19 protein-coding genes are annotated in these 23614 nt (G+C 70.7%); 5 read left to right on the forward strand and 14 right to left on the reverse strand.

Annotated elements, in window-relative coordinates:
* Positions 1-2: 2 nt before the first annotated feature.
* From murD to rsmH, 7 genes are all read right to left on the reverse strand, one after another.
* A complete protein-coding gene (gene murD / locus ACGFU6_RS37180; protein ID WP_393616979.1) occupies positions 3-1430 on the reverse strand; it encodes a UDP-N-acetylmuramoyl-L-alanine--D-glutamate ligase in 1428 nt (475 codons plus the stop codon).
* The gene (mraY, locus tag ACGFU6_RS37185) at positions 1427-2497 is read right to left on the reverse strand and encodes a phospho-N-acetylmuramoyl-pentapeptide-transferase (protein WP_393616980.1); all 1071 of its coding nucleotides are present in this window, start codon (positions 2495-2497) and stop codon (positions 1427-1429) included. Before mraY ends, murD begins: the two co-directional genes overlap by 4 nt.
* Positions 2494-3900: a UDP-N-acetylmuramoyl-tripeptide--D-alanyl-D-alanine ligase gene (gene murF / locus ACGFU6_RS37190; protein WP_393616981.1), complete on the reverse strand. Its 1407-nt coding sequence runs from the start codon at positions 3898-3900 to the stop codon at positions 2494-2496. Before murF ends, mraY begins: the two co-directional genes overlap by 4 nt.
* A gap of 4 nt (positions 3901-3904) precedes the next feature.
* Complete coding sequence (locus ACGFU6_RS37195) at positions 3905-5623, reverse strand: UDP-N-acetylmuramoyl-L-alanyl-D-glutamate--2,6-diaminopimelate ligase (RefSeq protein ID WP_393616982.1); 1719 nt, start codon at positions 5621-5623, stop codon at positions 3905-3907.
* 18 nt (positions 5624-5641) lie between these two features.
* A complete protein-coding gene (locus tag ACGFU6_RS37200) occupies positions 5642-7630 on the reverse strand; it encodes a peptidoglycan D,D-transpeptidase FtsI family protein (RefSeq protein WP_393616983.1) in 1989 nt (662 codons plus the stop codon).
* Positions 7631-7634: 4 nt separating this feature from the next.
* Positions 7635-8183 (reverse strand): cell division protein FtsL, encoded by a 549-nt coding sequence (locus tag ACGFU6_RS37205; protein ID WP_393616999.1) that lies wholly within the window; start codon positions 8181-8183, stop codon positions 7635-7637.
* 103 nt (positions 8184-8286) lie between these two features.
* On the reverse strand, positions 8287-9252 hold the full coding sequence (rsmH, locus tag ACGFU6_RS37210) for a 16S rRNA (cytosine(1402)-N(4))-methyltransferase RsmH (RefSeq protein WP_393616984.1): 966 nt from the start codon (positions 9250-9252) through the stop codon (positions 8287-8289).
* A gap of 401 nt (positions 9253-9653) precedes the next feature.
* Here rsmH and ACGFU6_RS37215 point away from each other — a divergent pair, with 401 nt between their 5' ends.
* The 4 genes from ACGFU6_RS37215 (at position 9654) to ACGFU6_RS37230 (ending at position 15334) form a co-directional block, all read left to right on the forward strand.
* Positions 9654-10217 (forward strand): beta-class carbonic anhydrase, encoded by a 564-nt coding sequence (locus ACGFU6_RS37215; protein ID WP_393616985.1) that lies wholly within the window; start codon positions 9654-9656, stop codon positions 10215-10217.
* 241 nt (positions 10218-10458) lie between these two features.
* Positions 10459-11508, forward strand: a complete 1050-nt coding sequence (locus ACGFU6_RS37220; RefSeq protein ID WP_393616986.1) for an AAA family ATPase — start codon at positions 10459-10461, stop codon at positions 11506-11508.
* A complete protein-coding gene (locus ACGFU6_RS37225) occupies positions 11509-12894 on the forward strand; it encodes a DUF58 domain-containing protein (protein WP_393616987.1) in 1386 nt (461 codons plus the stop codon). It begins immediately after the preceding gene.
* A gap of 31 nt (positions 12895-12925) precedes the next feature.
* Positions 12926-15334 carry a DUF3488 and DUF4129 domain-containing transglutaminase family protein gene (locus ACGFU6_RS37230; protein ID WP_393616988.1) on the forward strand — a complete coding sequence of 803 codons (2409 nt, stop codon included), beginning with the start codon at positions 12926-12928 and terminating at the stop codon, positions 15332-15334.
* Between the two features lie 227 nt (positions 15335-15561).
* Here the strand turns inward: ACGFU6_RS37230 and ACGFU6_RS37235 are convergent, their stop codons facing one another.
* The 7 genes from ACGFU6_RS37235 to ACGFU6_RS37265 form a co-directional block, all read right to left on the reverse strand.
* Complete coding sequence (locus tag ACGFU6_RS37235; protein WP_393616989.1) at positions 15562-15966, reverse strand: DUF3040 domain-containing protein; 405 nt, start codon at positions 15964-15966, stop codon at positions 15562-15564.
* Positions 15967-16239: 273 nt separating this feature from the next.
* Positions 16240-16998, reverse strand: a complete 759-nt coding sequence (locus tag ACGFU6_RS37240; protein WP_393616990.1) for a class I SAM-dependent methyltransferase — start codon at positions 16996-16998, stop codon at positions 16240-16242.
* Between the two features lie 103 nt (positions 16999-17101).
* Complete coding sequence (locus tag ACGFU6_RS37245; RefSeq protein ID WP_393616991.1) at positions 17102-17626, reverse strand: SAV_6107 family HEPN domain-containing protein; 525 nt, start codon at positions 17624-17626, stop codon at positions 17102-17104.
* Between the two features lie 152 nt (positions 17627-17778).
* Entirely contained in the window at positions 17779-18756 is a 978-nt protein-coding gene (locus tag ACGFU6_RS37250) for a TniQ family protein (RefSeq protein WP_393616992.1), read from the reverse strand.
* On the reverse strand, positions 18753-19811 hold the full coding sequence (locus ACGFU6_RS37255) for a TniB family NTP-binding protein (protein ID WP_393616993.1): 1059 nt from the start codon (positions 19809-19811) through the stop codon (positions 18753-18755). The genes ACGFU6_RS37250 and ACGFU6_RS37255 overlap by 4 nt, the downstream gene beginning before the upstream one ends.
* Positions 19808-21823 carry a Mu transposase C-terminal domain-containing protein gene (locus ACGFU6_RS37260; protein ID WP_393616994.1) on the reverse strand — a complete coding sequence of 672 codons (2016 nt, stop codon included), beginning with the start codon at positions 21821-21823 and terminating at the stop codon, positions 19808-19810. The genes ACGFU6_RS37255 and ACGFU6_RS37260 overlap by 4 nt, the downstream gene beginning before the upstream one ends.
* 47 nt (positions 21824-21870) lie before the next feature.
* Positions 21871-22557 (reverse strand): TnsA-like heteromeric transposase endonuclease subunit, encoded by a 687-nt coding sequence (locus ACGFU6_RS37265; protein ID WP_393616995.1) that lies wholly within the window; start codon positions 22555-22557, stop codon positions 21871-21873.
* A gap of 644 nt (positions 22558-23201) precedes the next feature.
* On the opposite strand from ACGFU6_RS37265, the gene ACGFU6_RS37270 reads away from it, so the two are divergent.
* Positions 23202-23399, forward strand: coding sequence for a hypothetical protein (locus ACGFU6_RS37270; RefSeq protein WP_393616996.1), 198 nt, complete (start codon positions 23202-23204; stop codon positions 23397-23399).
* Positions 23400-23614: the final 215 nt, after the last annotated feature.

The following is a 23614-nucleotide window of genomic DNA, read 5'->3' on the forward strand; positions in this document are numbered from 1 at the left end:
CGTCAGGCGCTCTCGGCGGCGAGTGCGCGGACGGCGTCCGCGAAGGCCTCGCCCCGCTTGTTGTAGTTGGTGAACATGTCCATCGAGGCGCAGGCCGGGGCCATCAGTACGGTGTCTCCCGGCCGGGCGAGCCGTGCCGCCTCGCGGACCGCCTCGGACATCGCCCCAGTGTCGGTCCGGTCGAGGTCGGTCACCGGGACCTCGGGCGCGTGTCGCGCGAGGGCTTCGCGGATCAGGGCGCGGTCGGCGCCCATCAGTACGACGCCCCGCAGGCGCTTCGCGCACCCGGTCACCAGCTCGTCGAAGGTGGCTCCCTTGGCCAGCCCGCCGGCGATCCAGACGATGGGGTCGTAGGAGGCCAGGGAGGCCTCGGCGGCGTGGGTGTTGGTGGCCTTGGAGTCGTCGATGTACGTGACCCCTGCGATGTCCGCGACATGCTCGATGCGGTGCGGGTCGGGGCGGAAGTTGCGCAGCCCGTCGCGCACTGCGGCCGGGGCGACGCCGAAGGCGCGGGCGAGCGCGGCGGCCGCCAGCGCGTTGGCGATGTTGTGCGGGACGGGCGGGTTCACGTCCCCGACCTCGGCCAGCTCCTGCGCCTGCTTCTGCCGGTTCGTCACGAAGGCGCGGTCGACGAGGATGCCGTCGACGATCCCGAGCTGGGAGGGCCCGGGGGTCCCGAGGGTGAAGCCGATCGCCCGGCAGCCCTCCTCGACGTCGGCCTCGCGCACCAGGTCCTCGGTGGCGGGGTCCGCCACGTTGTAGACGCAGGCGACGCCGTTGCCCTCGTAGATCCGGCCCTTGTCCGCGACGTACGCCTCCATGGAGCCGTGCCAGTCGAGGTGGTCGGGGGCCAGGTTGAGCACGGCGGCGGAGTGGGCGCGCAGCGAGGGCGACCAGTGCAGCTGGTAGCTGGAGAGCTCGACGGCCAGGACGTCGTACTCCTGGTCGCCGAGGACCGCGTCAAGGAGCGAGACGCCGATGTTGCCGACGGCGGCGGTGCGCAGCCCGCCCGCCTCCAGGATCGAGGCGAGCATCCGGACGGTCGTGGTCTTGCCGTTGGTGCCGGTGACCGCGAGCCAGGGTGCCGGCTCCCTGCCGTCCAGGCCGCGCAGCCGCCAGGCGAGTTCGACGTCGCCCCAGACCGGGACGCCCGCCTCGGCGGCCGCGGCGAACAGCGGCTTGTCGGGCTGCCAGCCCGGGGTGGTGACGATGAGCTCGGTGGACTCGGGCAGGGTGGCCCCGTCGCCGAGGCGCACGGTGATGCCCTGCGCCTCCAGCTCCGCGGCCTGGGTGCGGGAGCGCTCGTCGTCCCCGTCGTTGACGACGGTGACGACGGCGCCGAGACCGCGCAGCACCCGGGCCGCCGGGATCCCGGAGACCCCGAGTCCGGCGACCGTGACGTGCTTGCCCCGCCAGTCCGTGTTGCTCACTTCTTGGCTGCCCATCCTGCGTAGAAGAGGCCGAGACCGACGATCACGCACATGCCCTGGATGATCCAGAAGCGGACCACGACAAGGACTTCGGACCACCCCTTGAGTTCGAAGTGGTGCTGGAGCGGTGCCATCCGGAAGACCCGCTTGCGGGTCATCTTGAACGAGCCGACCTGGATGACGACGGACATCGTGATCATCACGAAGAGGCCGCCGAGCACCGCCATCAGGAACTCGGTGCGGGAGCAGATCGCCAGACCGGCGAGCGCGCCGCCGAGGGCGAGCGAACCGGTGTCACCCATGAAGATCTTGGCGGGCGAGGTGTTCCACCACAGGAACCCGAAGCAGGAGCCCATCAGGGCGGAGGCCACGACCGCGAGGTCGAGTGGATCTCGTACCTCGAAACAGGCGCTCGGGTTGGTGAGGGTGGCCGCGTTGGCGCAGGACTCCTGGAACTGCCAGAGCCCGATGAAGGTGTACGCGCCGAAGACCATCACCGACGCGCCGGTGGCGAGGCCGTCCAGACCGTCCGTCAGGTTCACGCCGTTGGACATGGCGAGAATCATGAAGAGCGCCCAGACCACGAACAGCACCGGGCCGATCGACCAGCCGAAGTCCTCGACGAACGAGAGCTTGGTGGAGGCGGGGGTGTTGCCGCGGGCGTCGGCGAACTGGAGCGAGAGCACCGCGAAGGCGATGCCGACGGTCAGCTGGCCGATCATCTTCGCCCTGGCACGCAGGCCCAGCGAGCGCTGCTTGACGATCTTGATGTAGTCGTCGAGGAAGCCGACGAGCCCCATGCCGGCCATCAGGAAGAGGACCAGCACGCCGGAGAAGCGCATGTCCTCGCCGGTGATCAGCTTCGCGACGACGTACGCGATGATCGTCGCCAGGATGAAGGCGATGCCGCCCATGGTGGGCGTGCCCTTCTTCGATCCGTGGCTGCGCGGGCCGTCGTCCCGGATGAACTGCCCGTATCCCTTGCGGGCCAGCAGCTTGATCAGCAGCGGGGTACCGACCAGGGTCAGGAAGAGCCCGATGGCCCCCGCGAAGAGGATCTGCCTCATCGGCCGGCGACCTCACCCTCGGTCGCGCTGTCCAGCAGTGCCGTGACGACCTGCTCCAGGCCGACCGACCGGGAAGCCTTCACCAGCACGACGTCTCCCGGGCGCAGTTCACTGCGCAACAGGTCGACGGCAGCCTGTGTGTCGGACACATGCACCGACTCCTCACCCCACGAACCCTCGTTGTATGCGCCCAGTTGCAGCCAGGAGGCTTCTCTGCCCCCGACCGCGACGAGCTTGCTGACGTTGAGCCGGACGGCAAGCCGTCCGACCGCGTCGTGCTCGGTGAGCGAGGCGTCGCCGAGCTCGGCCATCTGGCCGAGCACCGCCCACGTACGACGCCCCTTCCCCATGGCGGCCAGCGCGCGCAGCGCGGCTCTCATGGATTCGGGGTTGGCGTTGTAGGCGTCATTGACGAACGTCACGCCGTCCGGACGCTCGGTGACCTCCATGCGCCAGCGGGAGAGGGTGCCCGCCTCGGAGAGCGCATCGGCGATCTCGTCTGCGGACAGGCCCAACTCATGGGCGACGGCGGCCGCGGCGAGCGCGTTCGACACGTGGTGCTCACCGTACAGGCGCATGGTCACATCGCTGCACCCGGTGGGTGTGTGGAGGCGGAACGCGGGGCGGCCGTCGTCGGTGAGCCGCACGTTCTCTCCCCGTACGTCCGCTTCCGCGGCTTCGCCGAAGAGCAGTACCCGGGCCTTGGTGCGGGAGGTCATGGCGCGGACGAGCGGGTCGTCGGCGTTGAGTACGGCGAGACCGTCCGCGGGGAGGGACTCGACCATCTCGCCCTTGGCCTGGGCGATCTGCTCGCGGCCGCCGAACTCGCCGATATGGGCGGTGCCGACGTTCAGTACGAGGCCGATCCGGGGCGGGACGAGTCCGGTGAGGTAACAGATGTCCCCGATGTAGCGTGCGCCCATTTCGAGGACCAGGTGCTGGGTCTCCTCGGTGGCGCGCAGCGCGGTGAGCGGCAGCCCGATCTCGTTGTTGAGGTTGCCCTCCGGATAGACGGTGGGGCCCTTGCGCTCCAGGAGCTGGGCGATCAGGTCCTTGGTGGAGGTCTTGCCGGCGGAGCCGGTGAGGGCGACCACGGTGGTGCCCAGGCGTCCGACGACGGCGCGGGAGAGCGCGCCGAGCGCCGCCACCACGTCGTCCACGACGATCGCGGGAACGCCGACGGGGCGGGCGGCCAGCACGACTGCCGCGCCCGCCTCGACGGCGCGCCGCGCGTAGTCGTGGCCGTCGACGCGTTCGCCGGCGAAGGCGACGAAGAGGCTGCCTTGCTTCACCGCCCGGGAGTCGATGACGACTGGCCCGCTGACGGTTGCTGCCGGATCCGGTATGTCGTACGACTGCCCGCCGACGATTTCGGCGATCTCGGCGAGGGAAAGGGCGATCACTTGGTCATCCCTGACTGTTGTTCTCGTGGGTGGGGGCGCGGTGTGCGGCGCTCTCGTGTCCCAGGGACCGCTCGATGGCCTCGCGCAGGACCACCCGGTCGTCGAAGGGGCGCACGACGCCGTGGATGTCCTGGCCCTGCTCGTGGCCCTTGCCCGCGACGATCACGGTGTCGCCGGGGCCGGCCCGGCCGACCGCGGCCGCGATGGCGGCGGCCCGGTCCGCGTCGACCAGGACGTCGCCACGTTCGTGGACGGGCACTTCCGCGGCTCCCGCGAGCATGGCGGCGAGGATGCCGAGCGGGTCCTCGGAGCGGGGGTTGTCCGAGGTCAGCACAGCGGTGTCGGAGAGCCGGGCGGCGGCCGCTCCCATCGGGCCGCGCTTGGTGGTGTCGCGGTCGCCGCCGCAGCCGAGGACGATGTGCAGCTTGCCCTCGGTGACCTTCTGGAGGGAGCGGAGCACCGATTCGACGGCGTCGGTCTTGTGCGCGTAGTCGACGAGTGCGAGGTACGGCTGCCCCGCGTCGATCCGCTCCAGCCGGCCGGGCACCCCGGGCACCGCGGCGACGCCGTCGGCCGCGATCTGCGGGTCGATGCCCGCGACGGCGAGGGTGACGATCGCGGCCAGGGTGTTGGCGACGTTGAACGGTCCCGGCAGCGGGGCCTTCGCGGTGGCCCGCTCGTCCTTGGGGCCGATGACGGTGAAGGTGGAGCCGAGCTGGCCGACCTCGACGTCCTCGGCCCGCCAGTCGGCGTCCGGGTGGCCCTCGGCGGAGAAGGTGGTGACCGGCACGGAGGCCTCGGTGATCAGCCTGCGGCCGTACTCGTCGTCGAAGTTGACGACGCCCTGCCTGCTGCGCTGCGGGGTGAACAGCCGCGCCTTGGCCTGGAAGTAGTCCTCCATGCCGGAGTGGAACTCCATGTGCTCCGGGCTGAGGTTGTTGAAGACGGCCACGTCGAACGTGCAGCCGTCCACCCGGCCGAGCACCAGGGCGTGGCTGGAGACCTCCATGGTCACCGCGTCCACGCCGCGCTCACGCATCACGGCGAACAGGGCCTGGAGGTCGGTGGCCTCGGGGGTGGTCCGTTCGGACTTGATGCGCTCGTCGCCGATGCGCATCTCCACGGTGCCGATCAGACCGGTGCTGCGCCCTGCGCCGCGGAAACCGCCCTCGATGAGGTAGGCGGTGGTGGTCTTGCCGGAGGTTCCGGTGATGCCGATCTGGAGCAGGTCGGTGCCGGGTTGTCCGTAGATCTCGGCGGCGAGTTCGCCCATCCGGCCGCGCGGGTCCTCGGTGACCAGCACCGGGAGGCCGGTGGCGGCGGCGCGTTCGGCGCCCGCCGGGTCGGTGAGGATGGCGGCGGCGCCGAGGCCGGCCGCCTGGGCGGTGAAGTCGGCGCCGTGCAGGCGGGCACCCGGCAGAGCCGCGTACACGTCTCCGGGGCGTACGGCCCTGGAATCGTGGGTGATGCCGGTGACTTCGCCGGTGCCGGGCGGTTCGACTCCCAGCCGGGCTGCCAGCGTAACCAGGGTGGTCGGCCGCAGCCGATCCGGGCGGGGCGCTCCCGGGTAGTTCACAGGGGCGTCCTTATGGGTGGTTCGGGACTGTTCAGCGTGGGGCACGGCGGTGAGCGTACCGGGAGCACCCGGCCTCTCGCGAAGTGAGGGGCCGGGGTCGCGGTGGTTCCCGTTCCGGTTCCCGGGATCAGGGGTGATGGTTGTCACTGGATGGTCTCCCCGAGTTCACTCGCCGGGTTTGAAGGACACCGGCAGCCTGGCCGGCTCGCTGCCGGACGGCGCGGTCTGAAGGGTCTTGAGGGCGAATTCCATGACCTGCTTGTAGATGGGGCCGCAGATCTGGCCGCCGAAGTAGCCGCCCTTGGTGGGGTTCTGGATCGCACAGTAGACGGTGATCTGGGGGTCGTCGGCGGGGGCGAAGCCGGCGAAGGAGGCGGTGTAGCCGTGGTAGCCGCCGCGTACCGGATCGACCCGGTTGGCCGTACCGGTCTTGCCCGCGACCCGGTAGCCGGGGATCTTCGCCTTGGTGCCGGTGCCCTCCTGGTCGCCGACCACCGACTCCAGCATCTTCGCGAGTGTCTTCGCCGTCTTCTCGCTGACCACCCGGGACTGCTCGGGGGCGTCAGCGGTGGTGAAGCGGCCGTCGGCCCCCTTGGTGCCGCGCACCAGGGTCGGGGCGATCCGGACCCCGCCGTTGGCGATGGTGGAGTAGATCGAGGCGGCCTGCATGGCGTTGAGCGAGAGCCCCTGGCCGAACGGGATCGTGTACTGCTGCGAGGTCGACCAGTCCTGCGGCTTGGCCAGGATGCCGGGGGTCTCACCCGGGTAGCCGAGTCCGGTCGGTGAGCCGATGCCGAACTTGCGCAGGTAGGAGTAGAGCGTCTTGTTGGCCTGGGCCTGGGTCTTGCCGAGCTGTCCGGCGGCCAGGATGGTGCCGATGTTGCTGGACTTGGCCAGTACGCCGTTGAGCGTCAGGTACCAGGTGGGATGGTCGATGTCGTCCTTGAAGAGCCGGTCGCCCCGGTGCAGCCGGTTGGGGACGGTGACGTGGGTGCCGGGGGTGGCCGCGCCTTCCTCCAGCACCGCGGCCATGGACATGACCTTGCTGGTGGAGCCGGGCTCGTACACGTCCTGGAGGGCGGCGTTGCCCAGGGACGCCGCGTCGGCCTGCGAGAGGTCGTTGGGGTCGAACCCGGGGGCGTTGGCCATGGCGAGGACCTCGCCCGTCCGGGTGTTCTGGACGACGACGTAGCCCCGGTCGGCCTTGGACTTCTTCACCTGTTCGGAGATGGCCTTCTGGGCCGCCCACTGGATGTCGCGGTCGATGGTCAGCTCGATGTCGGAGCCCGCGACGGCCGGGACCTCCTTGGTGCCGGCGGTGGGCACCCGGCGGCCGCCGGACTGGGCGTACTTGATCGCGCCGTCCTCGCCCGCCAGCTCCTTGTCCAGCTGCGATTCCAGGCCGCCGGCGCCCTTGCCCTCGGCGTTGACGTAACCCAGTATCCCGGCGGCGAGACCGCCGTTGGGGTAGACCCTCTTGGTGGTCGCCTCCTGGAAGACACCGGCGAGCACATTGGCTCCGGGGCCGCCGGCCGCCTTGTCCTTGTCGGCCTTCTCGGCGAAGACCGACTTGAGGTCCTTGATCTGCTTCCAGACCTGCGGGGTCTGCCGGCGGGCGAGCACCGCGTACCGGCTCTTCGGCTTCGCGAGCTTCTTGGTCAGCTCGGCCGCGTCGGCGCCGAGGATGGGCGCGAGCAGGGCGGCCGCCTGCTGGGGGGCGTCCGGGGCCTTGCTGTCGGCCGGGGTGAACATCTTGGGGTCGGCGGTGATGTCGTACGCGTCGACGCTGGTGGCCAGCGCGATGCCGCTGCGGTCGGTGATCTCGCCGCGCTCGGCAGCGACGGTGTAGCTGAGGTAGCGGTTCTTGTCGGCCTTGGCCGCGTACGCGTTGGCGTCGACCGCCTGGACCTGGAGGAGCCGGACGACGAACGCGATCATGACGAGCGTCAGGGCGAGGCTGACCAGCCGCAGCCGGGGGCGCGGGCTGCCGAGCCGCAGCGGCCTGCCGGAGCGGCTGCGCTGCGTCGGCCTGCGCGCGACCGGGGAGGAGGGCCGCCGTCGCGCGTCGGGGCGGGGGCGGCCGGAACGGGGCGCCGCGGAGCGGGGGCGCGTCGGGCCGGGGACCCGGCGGCGCGGTGGTTCCTTGGAAGGCACTGCGTCACCTGCCGGGGCTCGTGGAGGGCTGGTCTGACGGGGTTCGCGGGGCCGCGGGCGCGCTCGGCCCGGCCGCGTCGGGAGTGGCCGCGGAGGTGCTCGGTCCGGCGGCTGTGGTGCCGGCTGCGGCGGACGTGCTGCCCGAGGGGGTGGGGCCGGGCGTGACGGAGGGCGGCGGCGCGCTCGCGGGGGGCTGCGGCGGCGCGGGGGCCTTCTGCGGCGGCGCGGGGGCCGGTTCGGCGGTGGCGGCCGAGGGCACGCCCCTGACCTTGCCGTCGGGGCCGAGGAAGACCGGGCTGCCACCGGGGACCATGCCCAGTTCCCGGGCCCGGCGGGCCAGGGCGTCGGGCTCGGCGGAGCTGTCGACGTCGTGCTGGAGGGCCTGCTGCTCGTCGGTGAGGTCGGTGGTCCGCTTCTTCAGCTCGCTCAGCCGGAACGATCCTTCGTTGAGCGCGGAGTTCAGCACGAGCAGGGTGATCAGGCCGCCGCCCAGGAGCAGGACGACCAGCAGGACGAAGGGGGTCCGGGCGGCGTTGCTCGGCCCGGCCGGCATCAGCCGGCTGAGCCGTGCCGCACGCCCTTTCAACTGCCCGGCCGCTCTGCTCACCGCACCGCCCCGTCCCTCGCCCGTGTCCGCCCGCCGGGGTCCCGGGGGCTCATCGCTCCTCCGCCCGGATCCGCTGGGCGCCGCGCAGCCGGGCGGGGGCGGCCCGCCGGTTGTCGGCGACCTCCTCCTCGGTGGGCAGCTCGGCACCCCGGGTCAGCAGCTTCAGCCGGGGCTGGTAGCGCTCGGGGACGACCGGCAGTCCGGCCGGGGCGGTGTTGGCGGCGCCCGCCGCGAGCACCTGCTTGACCAGCCGGTCCTCCAGCGAGTGGTACGAGAGGACGGCGATGCGCCCGCCGACGGCGAGGCTGCGCACCGCGGCCGGGATCGCCCGTTCCAGCACGGTCAGCTCGCCGTTGACCTCGATGCGCAGGGCCTGGAAGGTGCGCTTGGCGGGGTTGCCGCCGGTCCGCTTGGCGGCCTGCGGCAGCGAGTCGCGGATCAGCTCGACGAGCCGGGCGCTGTTGCTGAAGGGTTCCTTCTCGCGCTCGCGGACGACGGCCGAGACGATCCGCTTGGCCTGCTTCTCCTCGCCGTACGCCCGCAGGATCCGCACCAGTTCGCCCGGCGGATAGGTGTTGAGCACCTCGGCGGCGCCCATGCCGGTCGTCTGGTCCATCCGCATGTCGAGCGGGGCGTCCTGGGCGTACGCGAATCCCCGGTCGGCCTCGTCCAGCTGCATGGAGGAGACGCCGAGGTCGAACAGGATGCCCTGGACCTCGGGGACGCCCAGCCGGTCGAGCACCTCGGGCAGTTCGTCGTAGACGGCGTGCACCAGGGTCGCGCGGTCGCCGTAGGGGGCGAGCCGCTCACCCGAGAGGCGCAGCGCCTCCTTGTCCCGGTCCAGGGCGATCAGCTGGGCGCTCGGGAAGGCGGAGAGCAGCGCCTCGCTGTGTCCGCCGAGGCCCAGCGTGCAGTCGACGACCACGGGCGGCCTGGGGCCCGGTGACTCAAGAGCCGGGGCCAACAGGTCCAGGCACCGCTGGAGCATCACCGGGACGTGTCGGGTCTGGCTCATGCGCCCTCTCAGGCTCAGGTCCCGGGTGGCGGCACGTACGGCCTGGTCCCCGCCCGCTCGCGAAGGGGAGGTCCGCCGGCGCCGGGGAAGGGGCGTCAGCCGACCGGCGAGCGGGAGAGGGCCGGGCCGTACGTACGCCGCGCACACGGGGAAACTTCGGAATGTGCAGGGTGTCGGTAACTTCCCGTCACTTTAGACCGGTCTGCAGCCGGTCCTGGTCCACCCTGCCATTCGATCGATTCCCGATCAATCAACCCGGCAGCGCGTCGGCCCTCCCTTTGTTCACCCGGCCGGGTGACTCGGTGTGAGGCTTGTGGGTTACCTCACAACAAACACCGTTGACGTTCTTTGTCCGCTTCCACGCCACGCCGGAGCAGCTGAGCCGGGCTAACGTCTTGTTCATGTCGACTTCCGCGCAGTCCCCCGCCGAGCCGTCCACGTCCGCCGCAGACCGGGCCCGCCCCGACGGCACGGTCACCGACCGCCTCGTCGGGGCGAACACCGAGTACGCCGCCGAGTTCAGTGATCCCGGCATGGACGCGAAGCCGGTGCTGCGCGTCGCCGTGGTCGCCTGCATGGACGCCCGGCTCGACCTGCACAAGGCGCTCGGGCTGGCGCTCGGCGACTGTCACACCATCCGCAACGCGGGCGGCGTGGTCACCGACGACGTGATCCGCTCGCTGACCATCAGCCAGCGGGCCCTCGGCACCCGCAGCGTGATACTGATCCACCACACCAACTGCGGCATGGAGTCGATCACCGAGGAGTTCCGTCAGGAACTGGAGGTGGAGGTCGGCCAGCGCCCCGTCTGGGCCGTGGAGGCGTACACCGACGCGGACCAGGATGTCCGGCAGTCGATCCAGCGGGTGCGCACCTCGCCGTTCCTGCTGCACAACGATGATGTGCGCGGCTTCGTCTTCGACGTGACCACCGGCCTGCTGCGCGAGATCCTTCCGGCTTCCTGACCTCAGGAAAGACCCTTTCGGGCATCTAAAACCCCACCCAATGCGACATATCGGCCCCAGTTATCCACACGCGAGTGACACGAAGCGGTAACGGCAACAAGAATGCGGGTGTGACACCCCGTCGGACCTCGTCCGGCGCGGTGTCCGTATTCGGGGTGGGCCGGGCCGTACAGGAGCACCGGACCGTGACTGGGGAATCCCGTGCTCCTGGTGAGCGTGGGGCAGGGCCGAGGAGGGCCGGGTGACGACCTATGACGATCGAGCGAGCCTCACAGATCTGACCACCACAGCGGAGCGGGTGCGCAGGTCGGTGGAGAGTGTGATCGAGGGCAAGCCTGAGGTCGTACGGCTTTCGCTGACCGTGCTGCTCGCGGAGGGACATCTGCTGATCGAGGATGTGCCCGGCGTCGGCAAGACCATGCTGGCCAAGGCGCTGGCGCGGTCCATCGACTGCTCGGTGCGGCGCATCCAGTTCACACCGGACCTGCTGCCCTCCGACATCACCGGGGTGTCCATCTTCGACCAGCAGCGCCGCGAGTTCGAGTTCAAACCCGGTGCGATCTTCGCCCAGATCGTGATCGGCGACGAGATCAACCGCGCCTCGCCCAAGACCCAGTCCGCGCTGCTGGAGTCGATGGAGGAGCGCCAGGTCACGATCGACGGGCACTCCTACGAACTGCCCGACCCCTTCATGGTCGTGGCCACCCAGAACCCGGTGGAGATGGAGGGCACGTACCCGCTGCCCGAGGCCCAGCGCGACCGGTTCATGGCCAGGGTGTCGATCGGCTACCCCAGCCCGGAGGCCGAGCTCCAGATGCTCGACGTGCACGGCGGCGTCTCGCCCCTGGACGACCTCCAGCCGGTGGCGCACGCGCACGACATCGCGAAACTGATCGAGGCCGTGCGGACGGTCCACGTCGCCGACGCGGTCCGCCGGTACGCGGTGCAGCTCGTCGGGGCCACCCGCAGCCATCCCGATCTCAGACTCGGCGCCTCGCCGCGCGCCACCCTGCACCTGCTGCGCGCGGCCAAGGCCACCGCGGCGCTGAGCGGCCGGGACTACTGCCTGCCGGACGACGTGCAGGGGCTGGCGGCCGCGGTGCTCGCACACCGGCTGCTGCCCACCGCTCAGGCCCAGCTGAACCGCCGCACCGCCGAGCAGGTGGTGCTGGAGATCCTCCAGCAGACACCGGTGCCGACCGCCGCGGGCGGTGCGTCCGTCCCGGCGCCGCCGCATCAGCCGGGCGCCGCGTACGACACCCGGCAGCAGCCCGGCGTACGGCGGCTCTGAATGAGTGCCGGGGGGTCCGCCGCGATGGACGACAGCGACGAAAAGGGGGGTCTGCGGGCCGCTCTGAGCGGGCTGACCACGCGTGGCCGGTCCTTCCTCGCCGCCGGTATCGCCGCCGCGGTCTGCGCGTACGTGCTGGGCCAGGGGGATCTGCTGCGGGTCGGACTGCTGCTCGCGGTGCTGCCGCTGGTCTGCGTGGGGGTGCTCTTCCGGACCCGCTACCGGGTCGCGGGGACCCGGCGGCTGTCGCCGTCCCGGGTGTCCGCGGGCACCGAGGCGCGGGTCCACCTGCGGATGGACAACGTCTCGCGGCTGCCCACCGGCCTGCTGATGCTCCAGGACCGGGTGCCCTACGTGCTCGGCCCGCGGCCCCGCTTCGTCCTGGACCGGGTGGAGGCGGGCGGCCGGCGCGAGGTGTCCTACCGGGTGCGGTCCGATCTGCGCGGGCGCTACCCGCTCGGTCCGCTGCAGCTGCGGCTGAGCGATCCGTTCGGGATGTGCGAGCTGACCCGTTCGTTCACCGCGTACGACTCCCTCGTCGTCATCCCGCGGACCGAACCGCTGCCGCCGGTGCGGCTGGCGGGCGAGTCCACCGGGTACGGCGAGGGGCGGCAGCGGTCGCTCGCGCTGGCCGGCGAGGACGACGTGATCCCGCGCGGCTACCGGCACGGCGACGATCTGCGCCGCGTCCACTGGCGTTCGACCGCGCGCTACGGCGAGCTGATGGTGCGCCGCGAGGAGCAGCCGCAGCGGGCCAGGTGCACAGTGCTGCTGGACACCCGGCAGATCGCTTACCAGGGGGCGGGGCCCGACTCGGCGTTCGAGTGGGCGGTGTCCGGGGCCGCCTCCGCGCTGATGCACATGCTGGAACGGGGCTTCTCCGTCCGGCTCCTGACGGACGAGGGCAGCGCGCTCCCGGTCGAGGGGGCGGGCGGTTTCGCCGGCTCGGGCCAGGACCCGGCGGCCGCCGCCGGGCTGATGATGGACACCCTCGCCGAGGTGGACAACTCCGACGGGGGCGGCCTCTCCCGCGCGTACGACGTGCTGCGCGGCGGCAACGAGGGCCTGCTGATCGCCTTCCTGGGCGATCTGGACGAGGAACAGGCGGCGGTGGCCGCCCGGATGCGGCAGCGCAGCGGTGGTGCCGTCGCGTTCGTGCTGGACAGCGACGCCTGGGTGCACGGTGAGTCGCCGTCCACCGAGGCGGCGTCCGAGCAGCGGCTGCGGCTGCTGCGTGACTCCGGGTGGACGGCGGTCGCGGTCAAGCCCGGCACCGACCTCGCCGGGCTGTGGCAGCAGGCGAGCCATCTCGGTTCGCTGAGCCAGTCCGCGGCCGTGGGCGGCACGACGGGCGGCACGACAGGTTTCTCCGGTGGTTGGTCATGAATCTCCGGAGGTTGGTCATGGGGGGACGGGCATGAGCGGTCGTGGTCGGCTGGCGCTGTGCGCCTATGCGGCGACGCTGATGGCGGCGTGTTCGATGCTGCCGCTGGTCGACCCGGTCAGCTGGATGGTGCAGGCGGCGTTCCTGCTGGCCATCCAGTACGGGGTGGGCGCGCTGGGCCGGCGGGTGCCGCTGCCGCGGCTGCTGACCGTCGCCTCGCAGATGCTGGTCACGCTGATGCTGCTCACCGTGGCGTTCGCCCGGGAGCAGGCGCTGGCGGGGTTCCTGCCGGGGCCGCAGACGGTGCTGACGCTCTCGGACCTGCTCTCGACCGGTGCCGACGACGTCAGCCGGTACGCGATTCCGGCGCCGGCCACGGCGGGCATCCGGCTGATGCTGGTGGGCGGGGTACTGCTGGTCGGCCTGGCGGTGGACGTGCTGGCGGTGACGTTCCGCAGCGCCGCGCCGGCCGGGCTGCCGCTGCTGGCCCTGTACTCCGTCGCGGCCGGGCTGTCCGACGGCGGCGCGGACTGGCTGTGGTTCATCCTCGCCGCCTGCGGCTACCTGCTCCTGCTGCTGGCCGAGGGCCGCGACCGGCTCTCGCAGTGGGGACGCGTCTTCGCCGGGGCGGCCGGCCCCAGGGGCGGTCCGGTCGGTGGCGGCCTCTCGGGCGGCGGAGCGCTCGCCCCGGTGCGCACGGGACGCCGCATCGGCGCGCTGGCCCTGGGCATCGCGCTGGTCGTTCCCGCGGCGCTGCCCGCCCTCGACAGCGGTCTGCTGTCAGGCTCGGGGGCCGGCAACGGCAAGGGGGGCGGTGGCGGCACCATCTCCGCGGTGAACCCGCTCGTCTCCCTGCAGAACAACCTCAACCAGCCGGACAACCGGCAGGTGATGTCGTACCGCACCAACTCCAACAGTCCGCAGGACTTCTATCTGCGGATCCTGGCGCTGGACCAGTTCAACGGAAACGAATGGCGGGCTTCCACCCGCCGGCTGAAGGACGTGCCGAAGCGGCTGCCGAGCCCGGGGGGCCTGTCCCCCGAGGTCGCGGTCACGGAGATCAGCTCGAACATCTCCGCGTCCAGTTCGTACCAGCAGACCTATCTGCCCCTCCCCTATCCGGCGACCGAGGTCAGGGTCGGCGGGCGCTGGCGGTACGAGTCCGAGGGCCGCACCCTCGTCGGGGACGGCGGGGAGACGACCAAGGGGGCGCAGTACCAGGTCTCCAGCCTGGTCGTGCAGCCGACATCGGACCAGCTCGCCAACGCCGGACCGGCCCCGGCCGCCCTCCAGCGCGAGTACACCCAGGTGCCCCGCTCGCTGCCGCAGGTGGTCAAGGAGACGGCCGAAAAGGTGACCCGGGGCGCCGGCAACGCCTACGAGCAGGCGGTGAAGCTGCAGGACTACTTCGCCTCGGACGGCGGGTTCACCTATGACACCTCGGTGACCTCCGGCACCGGCAGCGCGGCGATCGGCCGCTTCCTGAAGGAAAAGGAGGGCTTCTGCGTCCACTTCTCCTTCACGATGGCCGCGATGGCCCGGACGCTCGGCATCCCGGCCAGGGTGGCGATCGGCTTCACTCCGGGCACCGGGCAGCCGGACGGTTCGATGTCGGTCGGGCTGCGCGACGCGCACGCCTGGCCGGAGCTGTATTTCGAGGGCGTCGGCTGGACCCGCTTCGAGCCGACCCCCTCGCGCGGCACCGCCCCCTCGTACACCCTGCCGGACACTCCCTCCGGCGATCCGGCCGGACCGGACCACCCGGAGACGGGTGCTTCGGCCGCCACGCCGGTCGCTCCGTCCGCCTCGGAGAGCTGCCCGGCGCAGTCGCGCAAGCAGGGCGAGTGCGGCAGCACGGTGGCGCCGGGAGCGGTGGGCCCGACGGATTCGGGTACGCCGACGGGCACGGTGCTCGGCGTCACCCTGCTGGTGCTGCTCGTACTGCTGTTGCCGACGCTGCCGATGCTCTGGCGGATCCGGGCACGGGCCCGCCGGCTGAGCTTCTCCGCCGGGCGTACGCCCGGCGACGCGACCGCCAGAACGCTGGCGGCCTGGCGGGAGATCATCGATACGGCGTGGGACCACGGCATCACCCCGGACGAGTCCCTGACCCCGCGCAGGGCGGCGGAACGCCTCGTGCGGCTGGGACGGCTCGGCACCGACGGGGCCGAGGCGGTGCACCGGGTGGCGAGCGCGGTGGAGCAGGTTCTCTACGCTCCGGAGCCGAGGCCCGAGGCAGGGCTCTCGCAGGACGTGCGGGCGGTGCGGGCCGCGCTGCGGGCCTCGGCCGGCGGGTTCGTCCGGCTCCGCGCGGTCGTGGCACCGCGATCGGCCGTACGGGTGGTGTGGGCGGCCTCGGACCGCCGCACGGCCCTGACCTCCCGGTGGCACCTGCCCCGACGCCCGGCGTGGCTGCGGCGCCCGTCCGGCCAGGAGGGCTGACCGGGCCGGGAGAGCTGAGCCCCGCCCGGCGTCCGGGCGGGGCTCAGCTCTCCCGGCGGCGCTTCAAGCCCGCGATTGAGGATGTCCCGTGGGACCGGCCGGTCCCGGCGCCCGGCTTCGGCTCCGAGCACGCGTCAGGGGCGCCGGCGTTCGCCGGGGGGCGGAGACACGTGTGAGGGGCGGCCGCAGAAATGCGGCCGCCCCTCACCCATAAGTGTTTGAAGCGCTTACTGGCCCTGCTCATCGCGGCGGCGCTGCCACCGCTGCTCGATCCTGTTCATCACGGTCCGGCGCTGCTTGGGCTGTCGACGCTCGCCCCCGCCTCCGGTCCCGGTCCCGGCTGCCTGTTGCTCACCGGGCTTGGGTGCTTTGCGCCAACCCGTGACCGCGAGCACCGCGCAGCCCAGCATGACGAGGAACCCCACCACGCTGATCCAGATCTGCTGGGCGACCATTCCGGCCATGAGGAGCGCGATACCCACCAGGAAGCCAGCAACTGCCTGGTAGACCCGTCGCCGGGTGTACGTACGCAGCCCGCTTCCCTCGAGCGCTGTCGCGAACTTGGGATCTTCGGCGTACAGCGCTCGCTCCATTTGCTCGAGCATTCGCTGCTCGTGCTCCGAGAGCGGCACGGAGTCCTCCTCGTCGTCGGCCGCGGGGGGCGGCCGGTATGCGGCCCTTCCAGGATAGGCAGGGAATCGTCCCCGTGAAACCCGCCCTCATTGCCAATCAACCAGTCCGGGCCGCCACGACGGCTCAGCTGCTGAGGCGTTGATTCCCCAACCTCCGATCCGTCATGCCGGATGGTGTCCCCCGATCATACGGGGCTCAGGCGCTGATCGGGGCTGCTGGGCCGTACTCCGTCTGCTGCTGCGTTGCTGATCAGCCGCGCTGGGGCCGGTGACTCAGGACTGCCTGGCACCCAGAACGTGCAACTGGGTCGCCACCGAGTGGAAGGCCGGCAGTTCGGCGGCCGCCGTCTCCAGCTTGAGCAAGGCTTCCATCGCTCCGGGTTCGGTGTCCACCAGGACGCCCGGAACGAGGTCCGCGAAGACGCGCACGCCGTGCACCGCGCCGACCTCCGCACCGGCGGCCGACACCAGCTCGGTGAGCTGCTCGGCCGTGTACCGCCTGGGCATCGGGTCGCCCTCGCCCCAGCGGCCGGCCGGGTCGCTGAGCGCCTGCCTGGCCTCGGTGAAGTGACCGGCGAGCGCACGGGCCAGGACCGCCCCGCCCAGCCCGGCGGCGAGCAGGCTGAGGGCGCCTTCGGGGCGGAGCGCGTCCACCGCGTTCCGCACGCCCTGGGCGGGGTCGTCCACGTACTCCAGGACGCCGTGACAGAGCGCCGCGTCGTAGCCACCGCGCTCGACCACGTCGAACAGGCCGAGGATGTCGCCCTGGACACCGCGGACCCGGTCGGCCACTCCGGCCTCGGCTGCGCGGCGCTCCAACGCGAAGAGGGCATTGGGGCTGGGGTCGACGACGGTCACCCGGTGGCCGAGGCGGGCCACCGGCACGGCGAAGTTGCCCGTACCGCCACCGGTGTCCAGTACGTCCAGGGCGTCCCTGCCGGTCGCCTTGACCCGGCGGTCGAGGGCGTCCTTGAGGACCTCCCAGACCACGGCGGTACGGAGGGAGGCGCGGGGGCGCAGCTGGTCCGACACGGCAGTTGACTCCTCGGCACGGTGCCGCCGCTGAGGGCGGAGCGTGAACAGCGCAGGTGACAGGTCGCGTCCACCCTATTGCCTCGCGCCGCCCGCACCGCCATCACTCGTCGGAGCGCTCCCCGCGGGGCTGCGGGAGCACCGGCTGGAGGACCAGCAGCCGCTCCACCAGGCGCAGGAACATCGCGGCGTCCCGCAGCAGATCGTCCGCGTCGCGCCGGCCGGCCGCACCGGGTATGCCCGCCTCGGCGCGCGCCCGGCGCCGGGCCCCCGAGGCGAACAGCGCGCTCCACTCGGTCAGCTCGGGGGCGAGCTCCGGGAGGACCTCCCAGGTGCTGCGGATCCGCTCGCGCCGCCGCCGGGAGGTCTCGGGGCGGCCCCGGACGGCGAGGACAGCGGCGGCGGCGCGCAGCGCGGCGAGGTGAGCGGTGGCATACCGCTCGTTGGGCACGTCGAGAACAGCTGCCTCTTCGAGGCCGGCGCGGGCCTTGGCGAGGAGATCGAGAGCGGCGGGCGGCGCCGCGGCGCGCCGGAGAACGGGGTGGACGTCGTGCGCCGGGCCGGTCGGTGAGGGAGCAGGGCCGTCTGCGCGGCGTCGCGGGGCGGCTGCTGCGGACGAGTGGGCCATGACAGAACCTCCTGTCTCGTAACGGCTCGGTGGCCGTCTGTATCCATCGTGACGGCCACCACTGACAATTCGCCTCGGCCACTGCCTGACCTGGTGTTCTTTCTCAGTGAGGGTGGCGAGAGGGGTGTCTTCTGGGCTGGGGTTCGCCATGATCACTGAGCGGTTCGCGGTGTCGCTGTCTCCGTGATCATGGCGCTTTTGGGGTTCCGCCAGCGGGCCCGGTCCATCTGGACCGTGTAGAAGAACTTGTTGATGGGGTCGCCCGTGGGGTTGCGCCGGGGGTCCAGGCCGAGACGGGATCGCAGGTGTGCTTTGAACTCCCACTCCCGGAAGCCGGGGCGCTGGAGGTAACCCGTGTCGAGGTAGATCGGTGCAAGCGCCGAGGCGAGGGTCACGATTTCCGGGTGGGCCATGATGTGGGTGGTCAGGTCCCAGCTGCGGAACCAGTGGGGCAGGCCCAGCTTCATGCGGCGGTGTTGCCAGAGGTCTTCGAATAGCGGCTCTCGGCTTGGGATGCTGGCCCAGCCGCCGATGATCCAGCGGGCGTCTCGGATGCAGCAGGCCATGATGTGGCTACCGTGGGCATTCCGGAACTTGCGAAGCTTTCGCTGTGCTCGTCCGATCTCGGGGACCGTGGAGATGTCCCGAGGCTCGGGTGACTGCCATACGTAGTGGCGGTGACACACGATGTCGGGCAGGGCCAAGTGCGCTCTGACCTCGGCGCTGACGCCTCGGCGGACGGTGCACTGCCGGCAGATCACCGCGTTGGGTGAATGAGCTTGGCGCATCCAGACAGTGGGGACGTCGGTGGGTAGCGCCGATGCCTCGCGGGTTGACCAGGAGAGTGCGGGAAGAGCCTTGCGTAACCGCTCGACGGGAATCCCGGACATGACGGCAAGTCGTGCGGCGGCAGGCTGGTTGAGGGTGGCTTCCCAGGGCAGCGTCGTGCTGCTTGCTCCGGCTCTGTAGGGCACTCCGATGTGCCGCCAGAGAGCCGTATGCGGAGTGCGATTGGCATGCGCGAGACGGGCGACGTAGGAGGGTAGGGACTCACCTCCCCAAGGACGCACGGGGATGGTCAGGCTTCTTGCAGGTGTCAGGGCTTCAGGAGCGTGCTCGTCGCGGTTCATCCGGCGCGTCTCTGTGCGGTGCGGGCTCGGCGCGAACGCGCGCTGAGCGGTGCACTCGTCTCGGCGGCGGTGTCGAGGGGGATCTCTGCCAGCAGCTGCTTGGTGATCTTCTCGGTGCCGGAGGTCATAGCCCGCAGGGCCGCGGCCCTGATCAGGTGCGCGAGGCTGCCGATCATGCCTGAGGTGCGCTGGTAGAGGAAGTCCGCGTGGGTGGCCAGCATCCCGGAAGTGTGTCGGTGAAGTCGCAGGGACTGTTCCATGGTGGCCAGCAGCGCGAGCCATTCCTGACTATGGGCGGGGGTAGCGATGGTGAACGGTTCGGCGTGGATGCTGACGAAGCGTCCGGCGATCTGCTTGCCGCGGGTGCCGGCGAACAGTCCTGCGGACTCGACGTCGATGCCCGTGTAGACGAACGTGGCCGCAATCCGCTCTGAGAGGTATTTGAGCTGGTCGGAGACTTCTGCGCCGGACCTGGTGGTGAGCGAGATGTTGTGGATCTCGTCGACTAGGACCAGTTCGCAGCGCAGTTCGGCCAGGACCTCGCAGACCGCGTTGGTGATCTCGGTCTGGTTCATGCGGCGCGACAGGGGGATGCCTAGGAACCGGGCAAACTCGATCGCGAGCATTTTCGGGGTGGCGGCCGGGGGGACGGTGACATAGGCGACGGGCTGCCGGGGCCCGCAGTCGGCGGGCAGGCGGCGACGGACGTGCTGTTCGTGGGCCTTGCCGAGCTGGGTAATCGCGGTCGTCTTGCCGGTGCCGGCCTCGCCGGAGACGATCAGGCCGCGGCGGGCGGAGACCTGGCGACGGTTGAGGAGGGTCAGCTCCCGACCGGTGCGGATCACTTCCATCATGGTCGGGGTCTTCGCGACGAACAGCTGGGTGTGATGCTCGGCCCGGGCCTCATCGTAGAGCTCGCGCTCGATATCGCTCAGGGCCAGCAGCGCGGGGCGGTCCAGCAGGGGTGCGCTGACCGGAGCGTATTGGACGAATCGGCTCCATCCCTCCTTCGTGGTCAGGGGGAACTCACGGTCGGCCGTCTCGGTCGCGGTCACCGGTAGTCCTCCTCGCTGAAGGGGTCGAAGACGCCGAACGGGATGACCTTGGCCAGCTCCGTGGGAGAGGTCTCCTCCGGGTCGTCGCCACTGTCCATATCGAGTTCCGAGGCCGTCCGCAGTGGGATCGCCGCAGGCGTCGCCCCCGCCCTGGAAGGCGGAATTTGGCGGGACTCGCCCGCCTGTCGTTCTGCCCGTCGCAGCAGCGCGTCCAAGGCCCTGGCGACGGCGGTCTGGTCGTCGCCGTCCTGGCCGCGTTCGACGACTTGGCGCCGGGCCTGGCGCCAGAGTGCGTCGGAGAATGGGCGGGCGACGAGGGGTAGCAGGGTCCATTCGGCGGCGATCCAGCCGCCTTGGTGGTGGTTGCGTACGAAGATGTGGCTGAGGTCGTGGGGGTCGTAGTGGACCTCCCACTTGCCGCGCTGGACCGCGACACCGGAGGACTGCCTGCGGTAGGCAGCCAACTCGGACGCGTCGTAGGTGCGGTTGGCGATGCGGATGCCGTAGTCGTTGATCACCCGCCAGGTCAGCGGCAGCAGCTCGATGTAGTCGGACGGGCCGAGCGGCATCGGCAGGTAGCCGCTGGCGGCGACCTGGAGCGCGTAGGCGTCGTTGGGGGCCAGGGGCCGACCGGGCAGGAATGGGTGTACCAGTCCGTCGTGTGGGCGCATCTGCCACCCGGCGATGACCCATTCCTGTAGCAGGTCGTCGAGTTCAGCAAGGCTGAAGGCCGCTTTGCGGGCCGGGTCGACGCCGCGCCGGCTGACGTCCCGTCCGGTGTAGCTGGCGACATACTGACAGAACAGGGTGTTGATTGAGGAGAACGTTCGCTCGACGACGCCCTTGTCGGTCGGGGTGCCGGGGTGGGCAAGCTGGACGGAGATACCCAAGCGCTGGCAGGCGGAGGTGAACGTCCGGGACAAGTAGACAGTGCCGTGATCGGTGACGATGGTCTCTGGGACGATCACCGGTTTCGCGGCAGCGTGCTCGAACCGAGCGTCGATCGCCATCAGCCGGGCGTGTGGAAGCCGGGAAGCCGACGCGGCGAGGGCCTTGGGCCAGGTCGGTCGCATCGGCTCGGGCACGAGCATCTTCGCCAACAGCAGGGCGGCGTCCACCGCCTTCGTGCTCTCCGGCCGCAGGACTGCCGCGCAGATCGACCGCGTGGCGATGTCGACCGCAATGGTCAGCTCCGGCCGGCGGACGGTTCCGTCGTCGAGGACGGCCAGCAGATCGAGCTTGGTGGTGTCGATCTGCACCTGTTCGCCCGGACGGCTAGCCAGGGTCGGGGTGAAGGGGCCTGTCGGCCGGTTGGCGTTCTGCCGCCGGGTGGTGGCCGCGGCGAAGGTATGTCGCCCCGCGGACAGCTGGTCGACCAGGCGATAGAAGGTTGTCCGGGATGGCATCGGGACCGCTCCGGGCCCGTGCACGTCGTCCAGGATCCGCCGGACTCGCCGCATCAGGCGCGAGCGGGTGCCCGTGGACACGTCGGCCTCCTCGCCAATCGCACGGACGATCGCGTCGATCACCCGCTGGTCGGTCCGTCCGGTTGGAGACGAAGGGCGCATCGCCCGGCGGTCCACCAGGCCGAACAAGCCTTGAGCCCGATAGCGGGCCCGCATCCGTTGCAGCGTCCGCCTCCCCACCGGCTGCCCAAGCACCGCCAGTTCATCGGCCTTGGTCCGCTCCCGTTCCGCCAGCGACGTGCGGGCCAGATCGTAATCCGGGCGGGGACGGCTGCCCGGTGCGGCATCGCAAGGCAATCCGCACTCAACTTCTGTCACATGTCGTTCCCAGAACCGGGCCTCGACCACTGCCGCAGGCGGCAACGACTCCAGGACCCCGACCGAGGCAAACTCCTCCGAGTCCGAGGCAGAGCCGATCAGCGCAAAGCTGTCCGAGGCCAGCAGGTAGGGCAACAGGACGACCTGGTCCCGCCCGTCGTCGCCGTGCAGGCGCACGGCGGTGCCTTCGATGCCAACGACCGTCTGCCCGGTCTCCTCGAACAGCACCCGGTCACCAACCCGCAGCACCCCGGGTCGGGACGACAGCCCAGCCATCACGCCGCCTCCGCCCTGCGGACCAGGGTGTACTCACCCAGCAGTACAGACAGATCCGCCGCCAAGCGCCCTGACCACAGCAGATGGAACAGCACCGGCAGGACCGCGATCGGATCACCCACCCGCTCCACCCCATCACGCAAGGCTCTCTCGCGGCCGAAGGCACCCAATAGCCGGTCCGCGACGGCGCCCACCAAATGGCGGGGGTGCCGGTATCCTGCCAGCCAGCGGACGTTCGCCAACAGGACACCATCCAGTGCCCCGGCCAAGCGGAACTCCCAGCCGATCTCGCGGCATGCCTGCTCGGTCGCGGCGAACGCCTCCGCGTCCCGCGGCTTGATCCGGTTCAGAGGTCGACAGTCCACCACCAGTCCGGTGCCGTCCGATGTCCGCGCGAAATAGTCCGGAGCGTGCGACCGGCGACGTCCACCTGCCGTCCAAAAGAGCCACATCGGCTGTGACGCGAACCCCGTGACCTGCTGGTCGAAGTCCAGCAGTATCGCGTGATCACGCTCCAGCCAGGACTCGTAACCCACGTGCCGACCGAGTGTGGCTGACCACCACAGCCCCGGATAGTTGCGCTGCCCCTTCCACGACGGGAACGACCTCACAGGACGGCATTCCTCGAACGGCACGAAGTGCGCGTCGTGCAGGGCTATGCGGTGTTCGCCACCTCCCTCATCCACGTACGCAACCTCATAGCCGGCCCCCGCCCCTGGGAGGCCACCAGTCACTGCCCGAAGTGCACCCATATGGCAACGGTGGCAAGTCGGACGGCGCAGAACTCGTCATTCTCGCCACGTTCACTGGGACGAGTGGTCACAGCTAGCCAGGGTTCGAGGAACAACGGCGCTGGATCGTACGGTGGCTGCGCCCACCCCATATCCCCCGGTCTGGGTCGGAGGCAGTACGAGATAGATGTGAGGCAGCGGCCTCCTCGATCGGAGCATGGTGTTAGCCGATCGGCTTCCTGAAACGAGCGGCCTGCCCCAACGACGAACAGGTCTCGGAAGTGCGCGAGGTCGGGTACTACCAACTCCGTTCCGTCCGGGCGTAATTCAGTGCCACCTCTTGACGGACATGGTGTATTGTGTACATCGATTCCACCGGCCTAGTGGATTGTTGGGCAGTCTTTCCCTGTGTACGTCCGAGGCTTCGGCAGATATGCCTGTTGAAGCGACGACAGAGCAGGCAGCCGCCTTCGGGTGTTGAGCCGGCAGCACTTGTTTTCGATCATGCCTGTCGTTGTCGTCAGGGGTGGTCGGGGCTCGGCTGCCTCCTGGCGTCGCGTCTCGGCGACCCGTGTTGTGGCCGGGGAAAGGGAATATAAGTGACTGCTGGAGTCAAGGTTCTTTCTATTGCTGTCGTGCTGCTATTGGCCGTCGTCGCGGCCCTGGGGGCCGGAGCGGTCGTCTTTGCGCTGGGGGCGTCGCCGCTGGCCGCGCTCTGCAGTAGCGGGGTGTCGTTCCTCGGAACCGCCCAGCTTGGGATGAAGGTGCTGGGGCACTTTGTCCCCACTGCCCCCTGATGGGCCCGCGTGGGCGGTGCTCGGGGGTGTAGAAACAAGGACGTAGGTCGTGCGGCAACGCCATGGGTAGGTCTTTGCCACAGATTCCGGGGTCTCCTCGCACGCCCGCGAGGAGACCACGGGCCTTGACCCCGAATCCTGAACACGGGTTATGCGGCAGGTGCCAGCGTAGTTGGTGTGAGGTGGAGGGCGTCCTCGAAGGCGATCGGTGATCG

This window comes from Streptomyces sp. NPDC048462, assembly GCF_043200175.1.
Lineage (GTDB): Bacteria > Actinomycetota > Actinomycetes > Streptomycetales > Streptomycetaceae > Streptomyces.

Bases quoted from the DNA above. Each gene is read 5' to 3' on its own strand.
- ACGFU6_RS37230 (WP_393616988.1), top strand. From the start codon at position 12,926: ATGAGCGGTCGTGGTCGGCTGGCGCTGTGCGCCTATGCGGCGACGCTG.
- ACGFU6_RS37215 (WP_393616985.1), top strand. From the start codon at position 9,654: ATGTCGACTTCCGCGCAGTCCCCCGCCGAGCCGTCCACGTCCGCCGCA.
- rsmH (WP_393616984.1), bottom strand. From the start codon at position 9,252: ATGAGCCAGACCCGACACGTCCCGGTGATGCTCCAGCGGTGCCTGGAC.
- ACGFU6_RS37205 (WP_393616999.1), bottom strand. From the start codon at position 8,183: ATGCCGGCCGGGCCGAGCAACGCCGCCCGGACCCCCTTCGTCCTGCTG.
- ACGFU6_RS37250 (WP_393616992.1), bottom strand. From the start codon at position 18,756: ATGAACCGCGACGAGCACGCTCCTGAAGCCCTGACACCTGCAAGAAGC.
- ACGFU6_RS37245 (WP_393616991.1), bottom strand. From the start codon at position 17,626: ATGGCCCACTCGTCCGCAGCAGCCGCCCCGCGACGCCGCGCAGACGGC.
- mraY (WP_393616980.1), bottom strand. From the start codon at position 2,497: ATGAGGCAGATCCTCTTCGCGGGGGCCATCGGGCTCTTCCTGACCCTG.
- ACGFU6_RS37225 (WP_393616987.1), top strand. From the start codon at position 11,509: ATGAGTGCCGGGGGGTCCGCCGCGATGGACGACAGCGACGAAAAGGGG.